This window comes from Pseudomonas sp. LB3P58 (assembly GCF_054897895.1).
This window is the reverse complement of sequence record NZ_JBUBVE010000001.1, coordinates 2,051,875-2,074,849: the sequence shown is the minus strand read 5'-3', so window position 1 is coordinate 2,074,849 and position 22,975 is coordinate 2,051,875. Positions and strand designations below refer to the sequence as shown.

General features: G+C 51.3%; 14 protein-coding genes and 1 pseudogene. 2 read left to right on the top strand and 13 right to left on the bottom strand.

The window, feature by feature from the left end; translation table 11 throughout:
• Positions 1-115 precede the first annotated feature (115 nt).
• Positions 116-475 (top strand): hypothetical protein, encoded by a 360-nt coding sequence (locus tag ACYZTZ_RS09700; RefSeq protein WP_461997997.1) that lies wholly within the window; start codon positions 116-118, stop codon positions 473-475.
• A 360-nt stretch (positions 476-835) separates the two neighbouring features.
• Here the strand turns inward: ACYZTZ_RS09700 and ACYZTZ_RS09695 are convergent, their stop codons facing one another.
• The 11 genes and pseudogenes from ACYZTZ_RS09695 to ACYZTZ_RS09645 all read right to left on the bottom strand — a co-directional run bounded on the left by ACYZTZ_RS09695 (position 836) and on the right by ACYZTZ_RS09645 (position 19,144).
• Positions 836-1,651: an HNH endonuclease gene (locus tag ACYZTZ_RS09695; RefSeq protein ID WP_461997996.1), complete on the bottom strand. Its 816-nt coding sequence runs from the start codon at positions 1,649-1,651 to the stop codon at positions 836-838.
• 238 nt (positions 1,652-1,889) lie between these two features.
• Positions 1,890-2,108, bottom strand: a complete 219-nt coding sequence (locus tag ACYZTZ_RS09690) for a hypothetical protein (RefSeq protein ID WP_461997995.1) — start codon at positions 2,106-2,108, stop codon at positions 1,890-1,892.
• 464 nt (positions 2,109-2,572) lie between these two features.
• Positions 2,573-4,444 (bottom strand): hypothetical protein, encoded by a 1,872-nt coding sequence (locus ACYZTZ_RS09685; protein ID WP_461997994.1) that lies wholly within the window; start codon positions 4,442-4,444, stop codon positions 2,573-2,575.
• On the bottom strand, positions 4,441-10,293 hold the full coding sequence (locus tag ACYZTZ_RS09680) for an ATP-binding protein (RefSeq protein WP_461997993.1): 5,853 nt from the start codon (positions 10,291-10,293) through the stop codon (positions 4,441-4,443). The genes ACYZTZ_RS09685 and ACYZTZ_RS09680 overlap by 4 nt, the downstream gene beginning before the upstream one ends.
• A gap of 1,198 nt (positions 10,294-11,491) precedes the next feature.
• Positions 11,492-12,655: pseudogene (locus ACYZTZ_RS09675) on the bottom strand (methyl-accepting chemotaxis protein); the annotation flags it as partial.
• Positions 12,656-12,844: 189 nt separating this feature from the next.
• Positions 12,845-14,164 carry an outer membrane protein transport protein gene (locus ACYZTZ_RS09670; RefSeq protein ID WP_461997992.1) on the bottom strand — a complete coding sequence of 440 codons (1,320 nt, stop codon included), beginning with the start codon at positions 14,162-14,164 and terminating at the stop codon, positions 12,845-12,847.
• 157 nt (positions 14,165-14,321) lie between these two features.
• Positions 14,322-16,223: an acyl-CoA synthetase gene (locus tag ACYZTZ_RS09665; protein ID WP_461997991.1), complete on the bottom strand. Its 1,902-nt coding sequence runs from the start codon at positions 16,221-16,223 to the stop codon at positions 14,322-14,324.
• Positions 16,223-17,179 (bottom strand): fumarylacetoacetate hydrolase family protein, encoded by a 957-nt coding sequence (locus ACYZTZ_RS09660; RefSeq protein ID WP_461997990.1) that lies wholly within the window; start codon positions 17,177-17,179, stop codon positions 16,223-16,225. The genes ACYZTZ_RS09665 and ACYZTZ_RS09660 overlap by 1 nt, the downstream gene beginning before the upstream one ends.
• Positions 17,161-17,343, bottom strand: coding sequence for a hypothetical protein (locus ACYZTZ_RS09655; protein WP_461997989.1), 183 nt, complete (start codon positions 17,341-17,343; stop codon positions 17,161-17,163). Before ACYZTZ_RS09655 ends, ACYZTZ_RS09660 begins: the two co-directional genes overlap by 19 nt.
• 10 nt (positions 17,344-17,353) lie before the next feature.
• On the bottom strand, positions 17,354-18,445 hold the full coding sequence (locus ACYZTZ_RS09650) for a VOC family protein (protein WP_461997988.1): 1,092 nt from the start codon (positions 18,443-18,445) through the stop codon (positions 17,354-17,356).
• A gap of 84 nt (positions 18,446-18,529) precedes the next feature.
• The gene (locus ACYZTZ_RS09645; protein WP_461997987.1) at positions 18,530-19,144 is read right to left on the bottom strand and encodes a TetR/AcrR family transcriptional regulator; all 615 of its coding nucleotides are present in this window, start codon (positions 19,142-19,144) and stop codon (positions 18,530-18,532) included.
• A gap of 227 nt (positions 19,145-19,371) precedes the next feature.
• Here ACYZTZ_RS09645 and ACYZTZ_RS09640 point away from each other — a divergent pair, with 227 nt between their 5' ends.
• A complete protein-coding gene (locus ACYZTZ_RS09640; protein ID WP_461997986.1) occupies positions 19,372-20,607 on the top strand; it encodes an NADH:flavin oxidoreductase/NADH oxidase family protein in 1,236 nt (411 codons plus the stop codon).
• Between the two features lie 16 nt (positions 20,608-20,623).
• Here the strand turns inward: ACYZTZ_RS09640 and ACYZTZ_RS09635 are convergent, their stop codons facing one another.
• Both ACYZTZ_RS09635 and mhpA read right to left on the bottom strand, forming a co-directional pair.
• Positions 20,624-21,268, bottom strand: coding sequence for a TetR/AcrR family transcriptional regulator (locus ACYZTZ_RS09635; protein ID WP_461997985.1), 645 nt, complete (start codon positions 21,266-21,268; stop codon positions 20,624-20,626).
• Between the two features lie 2 nt (positions 21,269-21,270).
• Complete coding sequence (gene mhpA / locus ACYZTZ_RS09630; RefSeq protein ID WP_461997984.1) at positions 21,271-22,929, bottom strand: bifunctional 3-(3-hydroxy-phenyl)propionate/3-hydroxycinnamic acid hydroxylase MhpA; 1,659 nt, start codon at positions 22,927-22,929, stop codon at positions 21,271-21,273.
• Positions 22,930-22,975 lie beyond the last annotated feature (46 nt).

The window sequence follows — 22,975 nt, the reverse complement described above, 5'->3', positions numbered from 1 at the left end:
CGCAATAGCCCCTGCGTGCATCCACACTGGACGTGCGCCGTTGAGGCGTACCCGTTCTGCTGGCTACTCAAGCAAGCGGTGTGTCTTTCAACCATAGAGGATTAAAGGGGGAAAAATGTTTCCTAAAAAGGGCAAAACTTTTCCGGACAGACAAGAGTATGCGTCGGGGTTGGCAGTAGCATTACAAGGTGAGCTGGGCTCGACGCACCAGGCCGTGAAGACACTGATGAGATGGACGAATGCAAACGAACGGACTGCCAAAAACTGGCTAAAAGGGACTTGTGGCCCACGTGGGGAACATCTAGCCCGTCTTATTCAGCACTCCGACGCCGTATTGGCAACTTTCCTCGAGATGGCCAAGCGAAACAGCTCTGTAATGCACACAACACTTCCATCACTGAGGAATGATCTGATGCGGGCGGTGAGTGCAATTGACTGTTGTTTGTCCGCTGTGAACGAACCGGAGCCGGATTAACGTGGTTTTGTTTTGGACTCTAATGGTCGTCGGTTCGTATAGTCCTCCAAAGATGTCATTACATCTCCACTCCAATGAGGAATCGCGATGCCAAAGTCAGACCTGCTCCCTTCACTGCTCTTCAAGCTCAATGAAAACCAACTCGCCCTGGAAGCGGCATTCTGGAACTCATAAATGGGTTGAGCAGCGAGGTGTCGCTGACAATGCGCGCGTCACCTTGACGGACGTTACCCACTACAAGTAGCTCGCGTCGTCCATTCAATTCGAGCTGTATCATGGGATGCTGTTGCCCACTATTCAAACGAACACCATCACCTTCAGGCCGCGACCAGACAAGGGCGCCGCGCCTGCAGAGAATGGTTAGCTGCGACCGATCATCTTCTTCAGTTCACCGATAGTCAGCGGTGGTCGACGCTGATGAAGCATTGAGTGGCAGTTTGGACACACCGGTCGAAGATCCTTTACCGGATCCACCTTGTAATCTTTGCCGATATCAGCAAGCTGCATGAGGTGGTGGACGTGAATGTGCCCGCGGCCAATTTCACCGTACACCCTGCCAAAATCAAAGTCGCATACGACACACGCGGTGCCGTAATGTGCTTTGCACGCTGAAACTGCCTTAGCGCTCCGCTCGTATGCGTTTACCGAAACCTGTTTTACAGCGCCTTCCCCATAGGTTGCAGCACCCGCGACCTCCTCTGGGAACTGCAATTCGTCTGACTCTTGAGATGCTTCCGGTTGTCTTTCAACCTCAGCTGTATCTGTGAATCCGTGCTGCGGTGCCCCACCTTGAAATGACCAAGTGATCTGTACGGGCGTCGTCCGCTGAAAACTAGTCGGGGCTGCCTCGCCAGCATATTTAAAGGGGCTTCTATCGTCGGTTCGATAGAAAACATGAACTTCCCCCTGACGGCTCAGGAGACTTTTAATGGACTCCTGTCCCACATGCGACGCGTTCTTCCCGCGCCAATGGAGAAGACCTTCTTCAAAGTGGTTTCCATGGTCAGGACCCGCTCGGCCCGCTATGCCAATATTGCAGAAGATGAACCAATCACCGCTCCATTGGGTATAACCCGTGTTCCAGTTGCCCTTCTGCTTGTCCGGCGGAACGCGGCAGATTCTATAGATGTCATCCTTTGTGTATCGTTGGCCGACGACGAATGTAAAGTTTGCCAATGGAATTCTCCAAGTTTGAGGAGCCGCTAGTTGGCCGATCGCAGACTGTCAACACTTGCTGCAACCGACCCAGAGCTACCAGTGATGGTAGGCCAAAACGAGCCAAAGCTGTCGTTCGCGGACGTCCACAACCGGCCAAAAGCGGCCCTTCGTGGAAGACTGCGTTCAGCCGCCGGGATTGTCCGCTTTGGGCAGGGAGTTGCTCATGAAGGAGCGGCCGCGGGGCGCTAGATGATGCCTATAACTGCCGTAGTCGCATGATAGCGTCTGTGATGTCTTGAGCATTCGTGTCCAGCGTTTCCATGGCCGCAATTGCGTTAGCAGCGACACTCCCCACTCCATTCTCAGTGAGCCACTTTGTCACCTCTTCAATGGCCGCACCTACGGCGTGCTGGTTGTGCAGGAGCAGTGTGAGGGCGTCCGCTGTGGCAATGTTGGCTTCAGAGTTATCTGACATGGGTATGATCCTGAGCAACTGGTGCGGAAAGACTAGCTGAACTCGCCGCTGGTGGAGCCAAATCTCCAGATCCGTTGGCACCGAAGTAAATGCAATGCTTGACCACCCAATTACCCACCTAAACAGCCATCTGCAGCGGATTTGACCTGCCCCCTTAGCAAACATGACGGACCGTGAACGACCCAAAACATCACTGGAACACCGCTTTTTCCTCAGCTATGCATTAGCGCACCCCTCGCCCCTTTTCAAGGCGTGAACCTTCAGCGAGAAAGGGCGCGGCGGATTGCTCCAAATCCGCCAATTGCTTTGCCTGATTCATCCCAAGCGAGATGACCGTAGCGGCTTATTTTACGGATCCTCCCGAAGAGGGGCCCTACACGGTTATCAGACTGGCCGGTTTACTCCATCTAAATTTTCTACAGGCACTTTAGTCTCAGTTATTCTAGCCGAAATGATAACTGCTATTAAGCTCTTGACACCGCTTTAAGGGAACCCAACGCGTTAGATAGAATAGATTGAGCAGATGGCAAAACAATATTCTTTGGATTTTCGCCGCACAACTTTGAAATCTTTATCAACATAGCGCCACATAGATCCGAATAGTTAGTCCAATCATTTGCACTTACAAAAGATGTGCTATGCACCTGGCGCTTCCTAACCTCGTACAACTCTAGATACTTCTGCATTTCCTCAAAATCAGATATCAATCTTTCTTCAAGCGGCAGCAGCGACTCACGACAAGAGCTTATATAAATTAACTCAGCAAACCCCAACACCGCATTATTAGAAGGAGCACGAAACGGCATTTTAATAAATTTCGATATTTGGAGAACCTCATCATCTGCCAGCTTTTCTGCCTTCCAGAAACAAACTTTCAACTTATCTTTAGCATAAACTTGCAGCATCGATTCAGGGTGCGTAACGACAGACTGCAACGCCTGGAATGCAGGCATATCTTTAGCAATCTCCAGCCGCATGTGCAATAATTGCCAGAATGCTAACCTCCCTTTTTCACCGAGCTCACCACAGACGTATTGTTCAAACCGAAGCTTGTTATCAATCTTTGACTTTAAGAAATAATCGCACATCAATTCGGTCAGAGGAAGCCATCGTACTAGCGAGTTGATACTGGCATCAAAGCCAAACCGGGAGGAGGATTCAAGGATCTGTAGCTCACAAATTAATTCCTTCGCTTGTCGCCAATCATCGTCGTTACCAAATATATTACTTAAAACTTTACACGCGGAGGTTATCTTATTCATCAACACCCAAGCAGGCGCATCTACCGCGTCAACACGATCATACAGACTGATTAGATCTAGCGCCCCTCGGTAATCGCGGCTAATAACTAACTCTTCCAATGACAAAACAGCCGGATTATCGACTACCGAAGAAAGTCTAGCCAAACATTCCCACCCCAACATTTTGAAACCTAGAGAGCCATCTTTGTTCAAAATAAGGTCTCCCCAATCGTGACTTAATAGCGTCGCCCCATCTTTAGCATCAAGTTTTCGAGCTAACGATTTAGCAACTAATTTTTTATATGTGTGATTTTCCGAAGACGCATCAAGCCAATCGACGAGACGCTCACAAAGCTCCTTGGCTCGGCTTTTTATGAAAGGTTCTAGTCCGCCGCGATTCATACGAGCCAAATCTTCAACAAGATCATTAACTATTTCGGTCAGGCCGCCAGTAATTCGTTTCACATCAGATGCTAACTCAGCATTAACACCGTTAGCGGTAAGCACTGTAGCAACTTCCGCCTCATTTAATCCTTTGAGACATTTACTACGATGACCTTGCCCCCAATCAGAGGCTAAAAAAGGTGACTTCGTTTTGTTAGCCAACTCCCAGCGTTCTCGAAGAACAGGTAAGGAAATTGGCAGCTCGACAACGGTTTTCAAGCCCATATCATGCTCTAAATTTCGCAACACCGTGCCGATACTTTCTCCAAGATTCTGCAGAGCCTCATGAAATCTATGAATTATAATAATTGGGATTCGATTTGCTTCTTTGACTGCGATAGTCGCAGCATTTAATATGGTAACCGGATCGGCTTCCGATAAATTCACGGAGCTCAACACACCCCATTTCTCTGCCACTTTACGTGCGAACACGATCTCACTTCGGAAGTCCTCGGTATCCATCTTGGCGATTGATAACGTATATAAATGTTGCCCTATAAAATCGAATATAACTTCCGCTTGCGAAAGATGTTTGAAAAATTGTCGCGATGCGCACATAGGTGGTGAAACAATTATATAGTTGCTTCGCTTCTTCAACCAAGACTCAATGATTTCTTTACATAGGGTCATATGAGTTTCTGGTAGCTTCATAGCTTGGCTCCTTCCAATACATTAGCCGAAATCGCACTCAACTCGTGATCGATTAATGCCCAATGCCTAGATGAGGAGTTTCTCAGCGACTCCCCGAGTATTGGGATAGCAAAAAATAGCTCTTGAGATGAGTCTGAGGCAGCGAGCTTTAGCAACCCAAGTTTTAAACAAATCTCGACGCCCCTCTCAATCAACTCCTTCGGCAAACGATAGTGTTGTGATAACTTGCTTTCCTTAGAGCTCACCCGCCCTCTCAACACCCTATGACCACTTATAGGGCTATGTAAGTCTGCAACAGCATAAAGCACAGCTCTAACCAACACACCATCGCTGTTTCGCTCAAGCGTTACAGTAGTTCTCAGATCATCTGCTCCAGGATCGCCGCCCATATCATCTAACTTTGATACACCCGTACTTTTTGACAGGAGTGCACGCAAGCCAGCATTCACATCCGAAACCAGAATATGAGATTGAGTAGCTACTGCAAAAGTAGCTCCAGCAACAAGCTTCATGTAATACGGAATGCCCGAGCAAACCCAGACCAGATGTTCAAGGCTTTCTTTGGATATCACATGACGGTATCGAATTTGCCCAGGCTCTATTATTTGCCTACTGCTAACTTCTTGCTGTTTTGTTTTAGTCGAAAATGGCGACAGCTCTAAATGCTCAATGCTATTGTAGAAAGGCGACTCGGGGTTACTAATGAAAACCTCCCTGGCGGCTGACGATCCTGCAAAAACAATCCCTATGTCTCTACGCTCAGCAATGAAATGCCGAATTTGCCATAAAATATCAGTCGCTAGTTTTTTCCTGCTGCCACCTTCAAAAAACATTGCAGCAAAACGATCGATTTCATCAATAAGGAAGATTACGCGGCTTCCCTGAGGACTATTATCCATCAGCAAATCTGAAAGCTGTCCGATAAAAGTTCCCGCGTCAGCATCAAAGGATAGACTTTTCCCCATAGTGTCGAAATCGTTATACAGTTCACGCAACTCTTTGTTGGCAAGAATACTGCAAAGACGCTTCCAAACCCATTTATTGAAATCTAACCCAGATAAGAAACTCTCGTCCAGCGTAAGATAAACTACAAAATTATCTCGACCAACTTTATGGGAAAAAGCATCTAATATTCTGTACAGCATCGATGTTTTGCCCGACCGACGCGGACTCGAAATCCAAAGACTTCGAACAACTTTGCTATTGAATAGAGCCTTCTCAATTTTTTGCTCATCAACCGCCCGTGCGACATAAGCTTCATAGCGCATTTGCTGCTCGGGAAAACTGTCAAACGCATCATCAATTAAATCAGGAGTCAACGGTTCGAAGATTTCACGACCCGCTATCTTTAATTCAAGAATTTGACTGAATCTATTTCGACTGCCAGTTATAGACGTAGATTCGCAATCCACTTCAATCCGAAACTGTTCCGCATTTTCGTGCAGTTGCTCAAACTCCACAGAACGAGATGTTTCCGAGAAGAACGGCCCTACAAGCTCAAGTTTTAAACTTCCGCCCTTAAATCTAATCGGCGCTGTCGGGCTTAAAAGTATCGCAATCAAATCAGGACAGTCTACTTTTCGAGGAACTATATTCAAGATGCCTCGGAGAACACCGCCAGAAACAAATTCAAGATTGCCAGCCATAGATAATTGTGCCTGGTTCTCCGTGTGAATTGGAGCTTGTCTCATGACCATTTCAACAAATAACTGAAATGGCTTAGCTTGAATGCTTTTGCGTAAATCTACGAAACCTTGAAGTAGCTCATGCTTCCCATCTATCAGCGCTTTATTCGAAATTTCAGCCAGCGCTATAGCTCTTCTTCTCTCCATATCGATCGGAGCATAAGCCAAACAAGCGGCAGTGACAGCAGGACAATGAAGCCGCCAAGCGATATTCATGAACGCTGCGCGCGCTTCTGCTTGCCGCGTGTCGCCAGAAAAATAATCCCAAAGAGCCCTTGTGACGATGCTGTCACCATTACCTTTCAGACTGAAAGCGGTATTGAAATCATTGGAGAATTGCGAAAACAACTCGACACTGTTCGATACTGACTGAATCCTATCGGCTAGTATAGCTCTTCCTCCTGGAGCACTTCCTCCGGATACTTCATCGAGCATGCGCCCAACAAAGTCGCAAGCTATTTCGCCGATCATACCCTTCATATTTTTTGTTGGTGTTATCGCTTTAACTACAGTGGAGTTCTTCACACTATTTATGAGGTATAGGCATGCGGAGTATTCGGCGACATTAAATGAATGCCGGTCATTCAGGACTTGACTCACACTCCAGTCAGTCAATGACTCTAGCCAGTTAGCTGAGTGTTCGGTGTGCCCACCTAGAACACCTTTTAAAGCAACCGAACCTACGTCCATCCATCTCTTGTTCTCAACGAGATCAGAAAGCGACAGATTAGACTCAACAACTTGATTTCTACCGTCAGAAACCAGTCTTGCTTTTCTTACAAGATGATCGAGTTTTGCATTAAACCTCTCATCCTCTGGAATATTTTTTTCTTTATTCGGGGCGAAATTTCTTTCAGTCAGTTCAGCGACCGGGATTAAAACCTCAGCTTCCAACTCGATTTTGGTATCCAAACCTTTGGATTCGAAAACCGACAAAATTGAGTCGACACAACTCTCGCCTAAAGAACCTAACTCCTTCCACATTTCGGCAGTATCAATTAATGCTAGCACGAGGCTTGAATGCTCATCTAGACATTCTTTATCCACTACAATGTTGTGCAGAAGAGTCAGCGTAAGTAATTTGAGCTTTTTTCCATAAGAAGGCAATAACGTCCTAATCCTATTTAGCTCAAGGGAAAGCGGATCGACAGCTTGCTGAAAGTAATATGCCAGGAGATCCGACGTTTGAGCATCGGGATAAGGGAGTCTATTATCCAACTCTGAAATACAGCTAGAAACTGCGACCAATATAGATTCGTCTAGATATCTAATGAATGATAGCTTGTTGATTTTTTCAATATGGAGTCGACGAGGTTTATTCTTTTCAAGAATCGCCTCCAATTTTGCTCTGAGAATGAAAACGCTTTCATTGATGTTTGTTACTCCCCCGAGAGAAGTTATTTTTTCAGCTAAAACGTCACGCTCCTTCGCCTCAAGTAATTCACTTTCCTCAAGAGAAATGTATTGATCAATCTCAAACAATTCTCGTTCTAACTTTTTCCACTGGTGAGTATTTAATAATTCTTCTGCCCTGCCCAAGGTATCGGCGAACTCTTCAGAAGGAGAACCCAACGCTTTGACTCGTTTTCTAATAGCATTAATTTTGGCCTGCTGGACTACTTCAAGCTCTTCAAGATCTTTTTCTACAACTCTCTCAATGTTAGGGAGGACTGCTTCGTTAGATTCACTTGTAAGTGCAGAAAATGCTTCAAACATTTGCCGTTCAGCGTATATCTTACTCAGCTGTGAATGTGTGTTAAATCCAAGTTCAGAAATTACAACATCAGCCACTATATCACTGTGCGTGGTGCTCTTATCTTCAAGAACCTTAGAGAAGACGCGAGGGAAAAATGCACTGACGTCGTCACCCTCAAAACATGTCCCGAACGCTCCATCCAAACTTTTTTCAAAACATGCGCGCTGAAAATACTCCTTTTTTTCATGCAACGTAAGCAACCACCCTTTCAATATTCTCACGTCTGAGTCGGTGGATTCGAGGACCATACAGATCTTATTTAATAGGCCCTCATGTTTTGGCTCAGCACTACATGATGACTTTGAAGTTGAGAATAGAGCAGCCCAGTCACTTATTTCAGTTATCTTTATACTTACTTGATTCCGGATAAACTTATCGTACTCTGACCGCTTCTTCAAATGCTCCGGAATTTCTTGCTTCCAACCCGCTAAATAATTTTCAACTTCAAAACCATCTGTAAACTTTCGATACTCCTTGACAAACTCCACCAACCCTTGCTTTTCAGCAACTTCGTAGAGGGGCATAAAAAGCTCATTGTAAGCAGCGTTCCAAATATGAGCATAGGTATTGCTCCCCCCTTTTCGATGTTGTTCCAATATACTAAACAACCTATTTCGCATTTCAGCTTCGACGTTTGTGCTGTTCTTTTTCTCCCCATTTTTTATCTCAGCTTTAGCTACGTACTGGACTAAAAACCGAACATCAATCTCGGATCCATTTTCAACAGTGCAAATATATAAAGCGGAAAAAAACTCATCGAAGAGGCTTAAAGGATTACTGGCAACATCATGTAATGGATAGGCACTCCAATACGAGTAGCGATCAATACTATTCACCCTCCCGCTGTTCAAATATGCCTGTAACTGCGCCAAAGCTATTATGGGAATGCACTTTTCATTTCTTCGTGCGATTTCTTCTTTTTGCCCGAGGGTGAGCCATGAGGCCACCGAAATAATAGCCGAAATTTTTGCACTATCATGATCTTTCAAAACCGAGACTATTAAGCCTACAAACTCATCCAACAAAAGTTCGAATTCTTTTCTGACGCAAACACCCAGAAGATTATTTATCGATTTTTTTTGAATCAAATAAAGTCCTAGCTGCCGCCAGACATTAACAAGCCCAGCATCTAACAATGGATTCCAGTCTAAATCCTTATAGTTTTCTTCTACTGACCTATAAAGCTCTTGCTCTGATTTAATTCCGCCTTCGATACTTTCGGCTGACTTAACGAGCTTGTCTAATAATTCGTCACCAGACAGAACTGGACTCCAATCCCGCTTGTATAAAATCAGATCACTTACAGTCTTTTCACTTTTGCTTAATATTCGGGAAAGTTTTTCTGCCCGTTGCGCTACTTGCTTTTCCGATTCTTCCACCTTCACGGCCCAGTCGTTAAATCCACTCAGACTGAATAGGGCGGATAGAGATGGTGCTTCAGACAACTCGAGCTTGGCATAACCTGCCGTTAAAGGCTTTTTTAGCACTGAGATAATATTTTTTCGCTTTTCCTCAATAATTTCTAATAGGCCATTTGCTCCATCTAGAGCTTCTTGCATTCCATCCAATACTAGTTTCGTATTACTACTACTAAGCAGCGCGATAGACTTTTGAGCTATCCCCTCGCTGAAAGATTTTAATTTATTGACAGAATCACGAACCTCAAATAGATCGGAACTTAGTTCTAGATGGTTAGAGTGCACATGTTTTTTATCGTCTTCTTTTTTTGGGTCGATATAAATCGGATCATTCAAAGCAGGAGCGTCGCCGGGTATAACCTTCTGCTTAGATTTTTCTGAAGGTATTTGCCAATTACCTACTGACAATAGTTCTAATATTTCGTTTTTTTGTTCTTCCGCCAGCTTCGAACGAAGTGTTGCTTCAAGGTTTTGAAGTGATTCTTCGTCTGGCGTCTCTAGCAAATGTAGCTGACAGGACTCAAACATACTCCAAGCAAACAAAGCAGCAGAAGCCTTATCAACGGAAGGCGAGCATATTTGCGCCACAAGCAAACTTATATTTTCAAGTATTGGAAAGCGCTTATTTGCCTTTGTTTTCTTATCGTAAAAACCAGACAACTCCACAGCATCGAAGTGGAGATTTTTATGCTTGTTTGTAACATGTAAAAAAACCAATCTATCGAAAGAAGGAAAACCGGATTTTCTAGAGTTCTCCCAGCGCTTTCTAAAATCAGCCAAAAAAACCAACTTACTCAATCGCTCATACGTGTCTTCTTTGGGCTTTAGCTTTTCTCCGGTAAAGCTTTCTATAATACCCCGTATATGGCTCGACGATTTCGGCCACACATTACAGATACTTTTAAGAAGGGAAACATCAATTTCACCAGGTTTGCTTTCGAATACTTTTGGTAGATTGACCAAATTTAAAAGCTGAATGGCTTTACTCATGGAGCGTCCCTTTCCCCTAATTTTAGAATAGTGCTAGCTAGCGGAAGCTTTTGATACAGGCTCCAGCTTTCATTAATTTATGGAACTGAAATCCGATACGAGCTTATTTTGTGATCGACTGTATCCGATTCATTTGTGCCTAGGAAGCAAAGGTTGACGCCTAATGGCTTTTTGCCTTCGATGAGAGAGAAGCATGGCTGATTTTTACAAAATTGCGCTACCTCCAATCCTCCAGGGAGCCGTCGAACTGCTCGATATTCTGAATTTCGTTCCAATATCATCGAAGGGTACGCGCACAAGAGAAACGTGCTAAGGAACCGGAAAGGTCAAGCACAAAATGTCCTGTATCCCAGCCAGTATCCCTACTAATATTTTTACCCTGCAAGTCTTGCCCCATATGACTTTATCGTCCCCCTCGGGACCATCCTTGGTTCCCTATGATGCTGGTATATTGAGCTTGTCAGCGCGCCATCTGCGCGACAACACGCTCGTTGGCGTCCTAGCTGAAGAGTCGAGTTCGCCGAGTATGGCCCGCCCCGCTCTGATCACGGCTGTCGCCAACAACCAAATAGCAGCATGGGTTCGAAACCCCGCATTCGCGGCCAGAATCAGATCCGGACGAGGGTTCGCTATTGGCCGTTTTGTGCCTGTCACGACTGACCGGGGGTGGCTCCATATCCCCCTTCAAATGCGACCGCTTTCCACCAAGCACAATCGCTCGTCGTAGCTACGAAATTTAGGGCGATCGTGAACTCACTTCACAAGCCAAACCGGCCAATTTCGTTTCCGCAAATAAACTTTCACCCCTTGATTTCAGAGGTCCCTAGAGCATCAGCGAAATACTCCCTGCGGAAACAAATACAACTTAACTTGTTGAAATAAAACGATTAGTCTTCGGACTTGAAAACCGTCGACTGTAACAGGTCCATGAGTTCGAATCCCATCGCCTCCGCCATATTTGTACCGACAAAGCCCTGATTATTCAGGGCTTTGTCGTTTCTGGGGTTTGGTGGCTGGATTCCCCCTGTGATGCAATCGTTTCCGCATCTTCTTTTTAGCCATTTCCGCAACCCCCTCAGAAAAGCAGATCAATGAAAACAGCGAATTTCACCGCCATGTCAGGTGTGTTTGCTCAGTGTTCAGGGTTAATTAAACTGGGTTTAGTTCCCCTTAAAGCTTGAACTGCGCGACCAGGGCATTGAAGGATGCTGCGGATCACGTCCAGTACCTTGCTGACTTCTCGAATGTGCCCGGCCAGTTCGGTCACCGTCTCGGTCGACTCGGTGAATTCTTCCACCATGGTGCTGATGCCCATGAGCGTATGGTCGACCTGACTGCGGCCATGAGCGGCGTCTTCGGTCGCGGCTTTAGAGGCCTCGGAGGTCGACACGGCGTTGCGCGCCACTTCCTCGACTGCTGCAGTCATTTCATTGACCGCGGTGGCCGCCTGCTGGATTTCGTCATTTTGCCGCGTCAGACCCCGGGTACTTTCCTCGGTCACCGCACTCAGCTCTTCGGCGGCCGAGGCCAACTGGTTCGAGGCGCTGGCGATCTGCGCAATGGTGTGCTTCAAGCCGCCCTGCATGTCCGCCAAGGCATTGAGCAGTTGCCCTGCTTCATCGCCACGGGTAGTGGAAACGCTCTGGGTCAGATCGCCACTGGCAATGCGCTGGGCACTCGCGACTGCCACCGCCAATGGGCGAGTGATCATTCGCGTAATCAGAATGCCCAGAGCGGCGGCCACCAGAAAGGCGATCACGATCCCGACCAGCAGGATCAGCGTGGCGCTGGCTTCGAGTTCCTGCGCCGCCTCGGCACCTTCTTTGATCTGCCGCTTGTTCGAATCGATCATAGCCCGCAGGTGCTCGCGGGCATGATTGAACACGTCAACCGACAGCGCGTTCAAGCGAATGCGTGCCTGAGCAAGATTGCCGACGTCTATCAACTCAATGACTTTCTGGGCGCCTGCCACATAACCGGGCCACAGTGTTTCGTACTTGTCCCCCGCTGCCCTCTCATCAACCGCCAGAGGCGTGGCACGGTAGGTCGCGAAGGCATTTTCTGCCCGAGTCAGATCCGTCGCCAGGTTCTGGCGAACACGCGTCTTGTCCGCTTCGGACACGTCGCCGGCGTGAGCGTCGAGCAACCGGTAGAGTCCGCGGTTGTGAGCGACCAGGCTGGTCTGGGTCTCGTTGATGTTGCCCACTGAGACCAGGCTATTGGAAAAGGTCAACGACAGTGCAGTGGCCAAACGGCTGATCCCCACCATTCCCAACCCACCTACGGCGAGGGTGATCAGGGCGCAGATGACGAACGAGGTCAAAAGCTTGGTGGAGAATTTGGACTGATTCAGAAGGTTCACGTGGCAAACTCGATGGATTGGAGGTGATTAATTGGAAAACGACCACTACCGCGAAAGTATTCGCGGTAGTGGGTGCTGATAGACAAACGGAACTGCATCCCCCTCCGCTGGATAGTTGATTAACGATTAAAGGTGAACCTTAATGAAGCCTCGCAAAAAACGACTTTATTAAAAATGAAGTCGTTTCGCTTAGTACCGATAGGTAGCCTGTACAGAAACTCCATTCGCACTATTGTCGTAGTTGGCGCTGTATTCAGGTTGAAGACCGGAGTTGTTCGCCTGCTTTACCGAGACTTTGGAATCCCAGAGATAACCATAAGCAAAGTCTATCGTCAGATCGGAGTTCGGCGAATAAGCGCCACCCAAGGTCACGGCTTGGCGATTCCCGACCGGAATGCGCACGCTGCGATCGGCATTTCTGATTGGCGAAGGATCATAGGCGTAGCCTGCGCGCAGCAGCCATTGTTCGTTCAATTGATAGGAGGCGCCAACTGCGGTGCTCCAAGTGTCGCGCCAGTTCATTTCTTCGATCACATGTCCCATGCCAGCCGCTTGGCCCACGGGAGAAAGACCGCTGTTGACTGCCTCGACCTTCTGGATCCGGCTCCAACGTTTCCAGGTGGTCCCCAGGTAGCCCGTCCAGCGACTATTGAAATGATGGGTGATCGATGTGTCCACGGACTCGGGCATAGTGAGGTCTATCTTGTTGTCATACTTTCCGTCCAGCGGGATAACGCTCGGGGAGCCAGAAACCTCAGTATGCCCTTCGAGTTCATAGTCCACCTTCGAGTGATAGTTGATCCCCCAACGGGTTGCCTCAGTAAAGTCAACCAAGATGCCGACGTTGTAGCCAAGTGCCGTGTCATCGCCTTTGATGGTGACCCGTGTGTCCTCGCCGTTGTTCAGGGCGCCGGTGGCCAGGTAATTCTGAAGCTTTGCATTGAAACGGTTTATGGTCGGTCCGCCACCAATAGACACGTAATCATTGATCCGATAGGCAATGGTGGGCTGCAGGGTTACTTCCTTGGTCGTGCTATAGGAGCCATGGTAGCGACCCTGAAAAGTGCTCTCGTAATCATTGATCAAACCACTTGGAGCATAGAGGCCGAGACCAATCGAAAAGCGATCATCAAGTGGCGTCGACATATAAGCGAAGGGCACGACCCCCAAAGGTACAGAGTCCCCTTTATTAGTTCCTGCGACACTGCTCTGCGCATCACTAATGTCGTCGCTCACCGAGACAACCGCGGCTCCGCCGGAAATCTCACTACGCTTCAACTTGGTCAAGCCTGCGGGATTGCCAAAGATGGTGCTGGCGTCCAGCGCGGAAGATGACCTTCCCGCATAAGCCGTTCCCGCACTGCTTGCACTTTGTTCGTTTAAGGCAATGCCATTGGCGCCCGCGGTTGTTGAAGCGCTGAGTATGGCTACGGCGCCGGTTAACTTTATCCAGGAAGCAAATGCTTGCTGAACAGAGAAACACGGGATCGCACGGTTATTCACTTTCATTGTCCACCTCTTATTCTTTTTGTTGGTTGCACGCAGGCAAAACTTCGCCTTCCCGTGCATATGTCAGTGCCGGTTGGAGTTGATCGAAGTTGTGAAAAGGGCCCTGGCTGATTAGTACCAGGGCATGTTTGTTTAACTTACGAAGGCGAACTCGCACTCATTGAAGCCACTCCACTTGAAAGCTATAGCGCCCCAGAAGAAGGGCCAGGGACTCCTGATTGCCTCCCGCCCGGATGCATGCGACTAGCCCGCGTCGTCCATCCTGTACCACCTCTACCTCAACTTCCTGCAGACACATACGCTCCACTTCCTGCCGGACTACTTTGGCAATCTCCCGCTGCTGCAAGGCGGGCTTGAATATCTTGCCCACGGCAGTCAGTGGCAACGCTTCGAGGATTTCAATGCGCTTGGGAACTGCTGCCCGCTCGCTGATATTGAGATGCGCGAACGCCTCAAGTTCTTCGGCGTTGCAAACTTGCCCGGGACGCAGTTGAACATAGGCGACCGGCACTTCACCCGAGTAGGCATCCGGGCTACCGATGGCAGCCGCCAACGCCACCGCTGGATGGGCTTGCAGAGCCTCCTCGATTTGCTTGGGATCAATGTTGTGACCGCCGCGGATGATCAACTCCTTCTTGCGTCCGGTCAGCCAGAAGTAACCTTGCGCATCCTGGCGACCCAGATCGCCCGTATTCAGCCAGCGCTGACCGTCGATATCGATCCAGAGGCCCAGGTTATGACGCTCCTCCAGATAGCCCTTGAAGAGGTTCGGTCCACTGATCGTGATGAGGCCAATCTCATCCACGTTGGCGTCGCGCAGGTACTCTCCCGAATCGTTGAGCAATACCGCGCGCATATTCTGGTAGGCGATCCGTATCCCGATGGAGCCGATATGGCGCTCGCCATGGGGTGGATTGATTGAAGAGACGCAGGCACCCTCGGTAAGACCGTAACCTTCAAGGATCTTCACCCCGGTCCGGCGCTCGAACTCCCGGAAAAGCTCAGCCGGCATGGGTGCCGCGCCACACATGGCAAAGCGAAGACTGGACAGATCGCGGCCCTGCCATTCATTTTGCAGAAGTGCAGCATAGACAGTAGGCACGCCGGAAAAGAGGTTGATACCGAAGTGCTCGACCATCTCCCAAAATCGTGGGATCACCCCCTCGCCACGATATCCTTGAGGCGTCCCGAGAATCACATGGTCGCCTTGAGTCCAAGGCATCAGGCCAGTCACCATTTGTCCATTGACATGGAACAGCGGCAGACCACAAAAGATAACCTGACCACCACTGCGTGGCTGCAAATGAGCGGACACAGCCCAGGCATTGAATACTTCCGAACCATGGGTACGGGCGGCGATCTTGGGGAGTCCGGTGGTGCCGCCAGTACAAATGTAAGAAGAGCACTCATCCTGGCGGATTTGACGACCGCTCTTCAGGTATGTGTGCGGCTGAGTACTCATCAGCGATCGCCAATCGTAGATCGCGATACCGCTGTGTAAGTCTTGCTCCTTCAGTGCCGCGGCTTTCAGAGCCTCACGCACAGGTTCGGCGACATAGGGTTCCATGCTGACCCAAACGACAGACCTGACCGTGGGTAACTGATCCAGCTGCGAAGCCAGTTTGGGCCACAGATCGCTGCCTGGAGTCGGCGCGAGTGTCACCACCACGGATGCCTTCGCGGCATTCAGCAAGCCAGCCATCTGCTTGGCCTCAAGCAGAGGATTGATCGCCATCACGATCCCCGCCGCCTCCCCACCCCATATCGTGAAGTGGGTTTCCGGCAGGTTTGGCAAAATAAAGGCAATCACTTCTCCCGGTTTTATGCCCAGGTCATGGAAAGCATTGGCCGCACGGGTGATATCCGCGAAGAGCTGGGAGTAGTTCCACTCATGGGTGCGCTTGAAATCGGCAGCATCGGCGAAGAAACTCAGCGCTGGTGCCTGGGGGTTGCACTCGGCCGCCTGTCGCAGCGCTTCAAAAGTGCTGGAAGCCAGGCCACGCTCCGACAAGGGGACTCGTTCAAGACTTTCGATGTCGTTCAAAGTCTGCACAACCATCAGGCTTCCCCCACGACTCGGTTGTGTTGCACACCGAGGTCGATCACACCATCAGCGCTACGAATACGCGCCTCGACCACGTCACCTTGCTTGAGGTACTGCGACCGGCCCTCTTGTGCCTTGAGGAAAAGCTTCCACTTGGTGGCTTCTGGCAAAAGGGCTGCAATGCGCATTTTGCCGGGCGAAGGGATCGTTAGAGCGCAGCCGGCAGGCGTACCGGTGGCGATCAAGTCTCCAACGGCGAGATCTTGCAAGGCGGAGAGTTCGGTCAGGGTTTCAGCGGGGCCATAAACCAGGTTGGCCGTGCTGTCGTTCTGTCGCACCTGGTCGTTGACCGTCAGGCGCAGTTGCAGGTCTTTCAGGTAATGAATGTTCGAGGCATCCAGAAGGCAGAGGTACGGGCCGACCGGGCCGAACGTGCGGTAGCTCTTGCCCTTGTAGAACTGCATCTGGGGAATCTGAATGTCACGCGCCGAGTAGTCATTGACGATCACGACGCCTGCAATGAACTCATGCAGATTGGCGTCGGTGACAGCAATTGCGCTGGTGATCGAGCGCTTCATCACAAGGCCCAGTTCGATCTCGTAGTCAAGGAAGCGCACGTGGCGCGGCTTGATCAAGTCGCTGTCAGCCGCCACCAGGCAACTCGTCGCCTTGGTGAAGATCATGTTGAATTTCTTCGCATCCGGGTCCATGCCCGACTCGATCATGTGCTGCCGATAGTTGGCGCCCTGGCAGACGAACTGCTGGTTACGGGTCACCGGCGACAGCAGTTTTACTTCGCCCTCCTCCAGCTCAGAGCCTTTCAGTTGAGCGAGGTCGTCGATACTGTTCTGGCGAAGGAAGTCACCGGTGGTTTCAAAAACACCGGGGACAACCGTAATACGGCCCTGGCGAAGCACGCCCCAATGGATACCGTTCTCAAATTCAAAGCGGACTACGTGTACAGCAGACATTGAAGGTACTCCTGGAGCGGCGTTTGTCCCGCGTTCGGTGGCGTGGGAACTGTGGTGTTGTTCTGATGGGGGCTGGCAACGCTGTAGACCAACGAGCCGCCGGCGATCAAGGCGCCGGCTTTGAGCACATCCCGACGGCCATACTGGGTTGAGTTTCCCGACATGGCGGCAGCTCTACCCGAACATCCTCATGAGTGTTATCAACTTGCGAATGCTCAAGTCCGGACTACGTCGCAGGTTGCGGATCAGCGCACGCAGACTGGTTAAACTTATCTTGGGTTTTGTAAAACTCTTGGGCATGCGCTGCCCCCACTGGGCCATTGCCTCGGGGCTTACCGGATGAATGCCAGTCGGCCGAGCGGCCGTGAAAAGATCCCCGTCGCAGTAATGCTCGTGCTTATCGCCCCATGGGTCTTGCCAATAATCGAAGATCTGACTGCCCAGAATGTGGCGGCCGATTCCCCATGAGTGCTCCCAACCGCACTCGCGCAGGACGCGCTGCCCCATGCCCACAGCGTCTGCATCGACGACCTCATAGGCGCTATGGCTGTAGGTGGCCATGAACCCTTGCGCTATCGCGAGCGTATGGTGATCCGCAGGAACATCACCGAGGTCGAGACGCATGAAGGTGACGATAGGCGTGCCGTCGGGGAGTACCTGCACATCGCTGGGAATAAACCCGAAATGCTCCGTATACCAGGCACAGGTCGCCTGGTAGTCGGCCACTTCGATAACGATGTGGCCCAGTTTGAGGACTTCAGGTGGAGCAATCGGCGGACGCTGCGTGGCGTTGATTCGCGGCTGCTCCTGCGCCAGATTCCAAGACAGAGGAGCTCTGTGTACCAGCGTTTTACCAGGAATCTGGTCGCAAATAGCTTCCACAATGAAGCCGGAAGGATCGGTCAGCCTGACGTAACACCCGCCACCAGGATGGTCCGATTTCTCGACCGGTGACGCGCCCGGGATTCGCGTCAGTTTTTCCAGATCCTTGAGCGACTGGACTGCCAGTCCGAACCCGATAAAACGTGCATGTTCTGCACGATGGACGCGGTAACAATATGAAGTGGCGTCGGTGCCTCTTAGATAGAGCGTATCGGCGTCCTGCCGACTTACCGTCAGGCCGAAGTCAGTCAGGAAACGCGCTGCCTCATTCAAGTCTGGCCGTTGGAAGATCAGGTGAGTCAGATCCTGAGCCTTTACCGTCGGCTGCGGATGCCGCGCGGGGTGTGGTGTCGCCAACCGGTGCAATTCGTTTTTGTTGTTCATTGTTGTTGTTTTCCGGGTTTTTAGGGCAAAGCTGTCCCCGCACTCCTGAAAATCAGGGGTGTCTGGTTGGGTCAGTTAACTAACTCAGTCGATAGAAGGAAGTGCCGGCAACTCTGTGGTCGCCAGCGCACGAGCCTCCTCTGGCGGTACTCCCAACGCCCGCAGCACTAGCTCGGCCGTGTCAGAGCCCGATTCGCGCCACGTTCTGTGCCCTTCCAACACCAGGAAAATCGAACCGAGAACGCTGCTCGATATCAGCGTCAGTACAGAGAGCAATTGCTCCTTTTCAAACGTGTACCGCCCACTGGACAGTCCGCTCAGAAGATCCGTGGTCGCTTGGCTGCTGAACATTTCGCGCAACGCAGAATTGCTCATGGCGAATTTATGGATGAACGCGCCCCACTGGGAGTCTTCGTGGGCTCGGCGAATGAAAAATCGAATGCCATTGGCAAGGCGCTGAGCCGGATCAGTGAGGGAATTGAAGCTCTTGTTGACGCGCTCATGCATCTCCTTCGCGAGATGGCTGGCGACCGCCTCGAACAGGCTTTCCATACTGTCGATGTTGCTATAGACCGTTCCGCGCGCCACGCCTGCCTCTTGTGCGAGGTCAAGAATGTTCACTTGTGAGGTGCCTCTTTCAGCGAACAGGCGAAAGGCGGCTTGATGAATGCGGCGCTGTGTTGGATTCAGGGATTCCACGGTTCTCTCTCCAGGATTACCTTATGGCTCGATTGAACACTCGTGTTCATTTTACGTCAACACTATTTTTTAGCATGTTGGATTTTATGTCCGAAAACCGACCGTTAACCTAACAATATGGACGCCATGATCGATGTCATTGGGTCAACAAAAGTCCTGCACATTGACATAATTGAACACGCATGTTCAATTATGTTGGCCGACTTTTATCAGTTGAAGGACAGAACATGACCGGCTCAAATCTCTTCAAACCGCTTCTATTGCCCAACGGCACGGTGATTCCAAACCGAATCGCCAAGGCCGCCATGGAGGAGAACCTTGCGGATGAGGAACACGCTCCAGGGGAAGCGCTGGTCAAGCTCTACCAGCGTTGGGCGGAGGGTGGTGCCGGTCTGATCATCACTGGCAACGTGATGGTTGATCGCCACGCCTTGACCGGACCGGCTGGTGTGGTGCTTGAGGATGATCGGAACCTGGGAAAATTCAAGCTATGGGCCGATGCTTGCCGCAGCCGTGGAGGCCAGGCCTGGATGCAAATCAATCATCCCGGACGACAGCTATTGGCTTCAATGGGGCAACCGGCAAGGGGCCCCTCCGCCGTTGCGGTCGATATCCCCGGACTGTCAAAAGCTTTTGTGCCGCCCAGGGCCTTGGATGAGCAGGAGATCGAAGAGCTGATTGAGCGCTATGCCCAAGCGGCGGTGTTGGCAGAGCGCGCCGGATTCACTGGCGTGGAGATTCATGCAGCGCATGGTTACCTGTTCAGCCAATTCCTTTCGCCCTTGACCAACCGGCGTAGCGACCGCTGGGGTGGCAGCCTGGAAAATCGTGCGCAGATTCTCCTGCAAACCATCGACGCAATACGCCTGCGAGTGGCACCGATTTTTTGCGTCGCTGTGAAGCTCAATTCCGCAGACTTTCAGCGCGGTGGTTTCGATGCCGAAGATGCGGCTCGGGTGGTGGAAATGCTCAACGCCAAGGCGGTCGACCTGGTCGAGTTGTCCGGTGGCAGCTACGAAAGCCCGGCGATGCAGGGGCAACCCCGCGATGGCAGCCGCTTGGCTCGAGAAGCGTATTTTCTCGAGTGTGCGGAAAAAATAGGAGAAATAGCGCGCATGCCGCTGATGGTCACCGGCGGCGTGCGCAGAAAGGAGGTCGCGGAACGCGTGGTGAGCGGCTCAGTGTCGATGGTCGGACTTGCCACTGCGCTGGCAATCGAGCCAGCCCTGCCGAGACAGTGGATGGCAGGTCGGGACATCAAAGTGGAGCCCATTGTCGTTCACTGGAAGAACAAGGCGCTGGCATCGCTTGCAGTGGCGTCGGTGATCAAGAAGCAGCTTGGCTTGCTGAGCCAAGGGAAACGCACACAACCTGGGACGTCGCCACTCATGGCATTGATCGGCAATCAGCTGAAATCTCGTCGCCAAGCGAAGAACTATCGGCAATGGATTGGCCGGGTTTAGCCGGTCGAGGATGGCATCAGGGTAGCGGCTTACCGGCGATTCTCTTGGCTCTGGCAGGTGTTACGCCCAGAGCCTTGAGAATCATCTCGGCGACTCGCTGGTCATGCTCCGCGACCACACGCCCTTCGACAACCGAGCGCATGGCGCCGGTTGTGCACGATACGACCATGTCCAGGGCAATCCCTTCGTCCTCGTAAGCGAAAGTCCCCGCGCGCAAACCTTCACGCAGATCGCCCAGCACATGGGCAGCCAAGCGCGAGCGCATGGCCTGATCGGAATGAATGATGCGCAGCAGTGCGTTGGCCCATTGATGGTCGTACGCGGCCCGACAGACGAACATGCGCACACCAATCGAAAGCCGCTGTGCACCGCAGTGCACGTCCGAACTCAGGGCGGAAATGGCATCGGAGAACTCGCTCGCCATGGCGATGCCAACCGCCTCGAGAACTTCATCACGCGTTCGAAAATAGTTGTAGATGGTGCCGTTGGATACCGCGGCCTCCGAGGCGACATCGAGCAGTGCAATCTCCCCCACCTCCTTACGCGCGACAAGACGCAATGCCGCATCCACCAAGCCGCGACGGGTGCGTTCACGCTTCTTGTGGCCCCGAGTGAGAGGCTCTTGCTCAGTTGCTTCTGAAGGAAAAGTGGGGGAAGGCATCTTCAGGCTCTTAATCGAGGGGGTTCGTTGATGGTAATGGAAATGCTATCGGCAGTGGTGTCGGCGCTAGCCAACAGGCCCCTGCAGTCTCGAAGGAGACTGCCTGCCTCTGCGCCGGGAGCGTGGTGCATGATGATCCGGTCGGGACGAACCGCGACGAGCGTTCCTTTGGGGGCCAGCGGCAGGATGTCATGGTTCATGTCTTCGATGAAGTCACAGCTGCCGCCGGAGCGTTGACCGCGTGTTCTGACCTCCAAGAAGTGGCCTCCCATTTTTTCCCAGGAAACGATCTGCTCAGTGGTTAGCAGGGACAACGGGTCAACACCGAATCCAACCAGGGTCAGGTTGTCTCCAAGAGAATCGTCGCTCAGTTTGACCTGCTTTTGCATGTTACGAATCCAGGTCTGGGGAAACAGGCTGCCACGTACCAGTTTGTCGCCCCGGCGATGCGGCACGAACAGGCCGTGTTTGAAGGTGTTCTTCGGCTTGATGTCCAACTGTTCGAAGTACCTTCTGGTAGCGGGAGTCAACGCCAGCGTGCGCATCAGGCCGTGGATAAAGAAAGCTGCAATCTTGTTCTTGGGCATCACCATGCGGCCCATGAGTTTCGCTAGATTGATCATCGCCTGGGCATGGGGACGGCGCTCTACGTCATAGGTATCGAGAATTGAAGGCGCGGCATGGCCGCGAAGGACCCAGGCCAGTTTCCAGGCAAGGTTGGCGCCATCTCGAAGTCCCGCTACGAGGCCTTGCCCGACAAAAGGAGGGGTGATGTGCGCTGCGTCGCCGGCGAGGAAGATGCGTCCCTTGCTGAATCTGTTGCAGCAGCGCGCGTGGAATCGATACACCGCCTTGCGCTCGATTTGCAACTCTTGCGGGTTGATCCATGGCGCGATGAGCCGGGCTATGCTTTCCGGGCTTTCCAGCTCTTCCCGGGATTCACCGGGTTGCAGCATGAACTCCCAACGCTCCCTTCCGCCGGGTGCGGGCATGTGCGGCGTTGGGCGCTGCGGATTACAGAGAAACTCAATGTGATCAATCGCTGACTTATGCCGGTTCATGACATCGACAATCAGCCAATCCTCCGCATAGGTCTGCCCCTCGAACTCCTGGCCAATCAGAGCCCTGACCCTGGAGCTAGCGCCATCCGCACCGACCAGGTACTGGGCGCGAACAGAATGCGAGTGCCCATTCTGATCCCGTACGGAGGCGACGACGCAATCCGACTCCTCGACCAGACTCTCAAGCTCGAAGCCACCCAGGCTGGTTACGGTTTTAAGCCGGGAAACCTGGCCGCGCATCGCGTGTTCGAGGTCGGGTTGATAGAACGTCACAAGTTTCGGATGGCCGTCGATGCACCCCTCAGTATTGGCTCGACCAAATTGCCCGAGGACCGGGGAGTGCATCTTCACTTCAGGGATAACGATCTTCTCGAAAGCATCTTCCGACAATCCGGCGAGTTGCAGGATGCGAAGCGCCTCGTTGTCCAGAGCGATGGCGCGGGGCATCAGTACGACGTCATGGACCTTGTCCAGTACCAGGGTCGTGACCCCATAGCGGCCCAGAAGCGCCGCGATTGTCGCACCTACCGGACCATAACCGATAACCAGCACGTCGACGGCGGCGGGAGGCAATTCGCAAACTTTCTTGTTGTTGTTCATCTCGAGCCCTTGTTGTGATTGAAGTCGTGAGACGTGGAGATCTCAT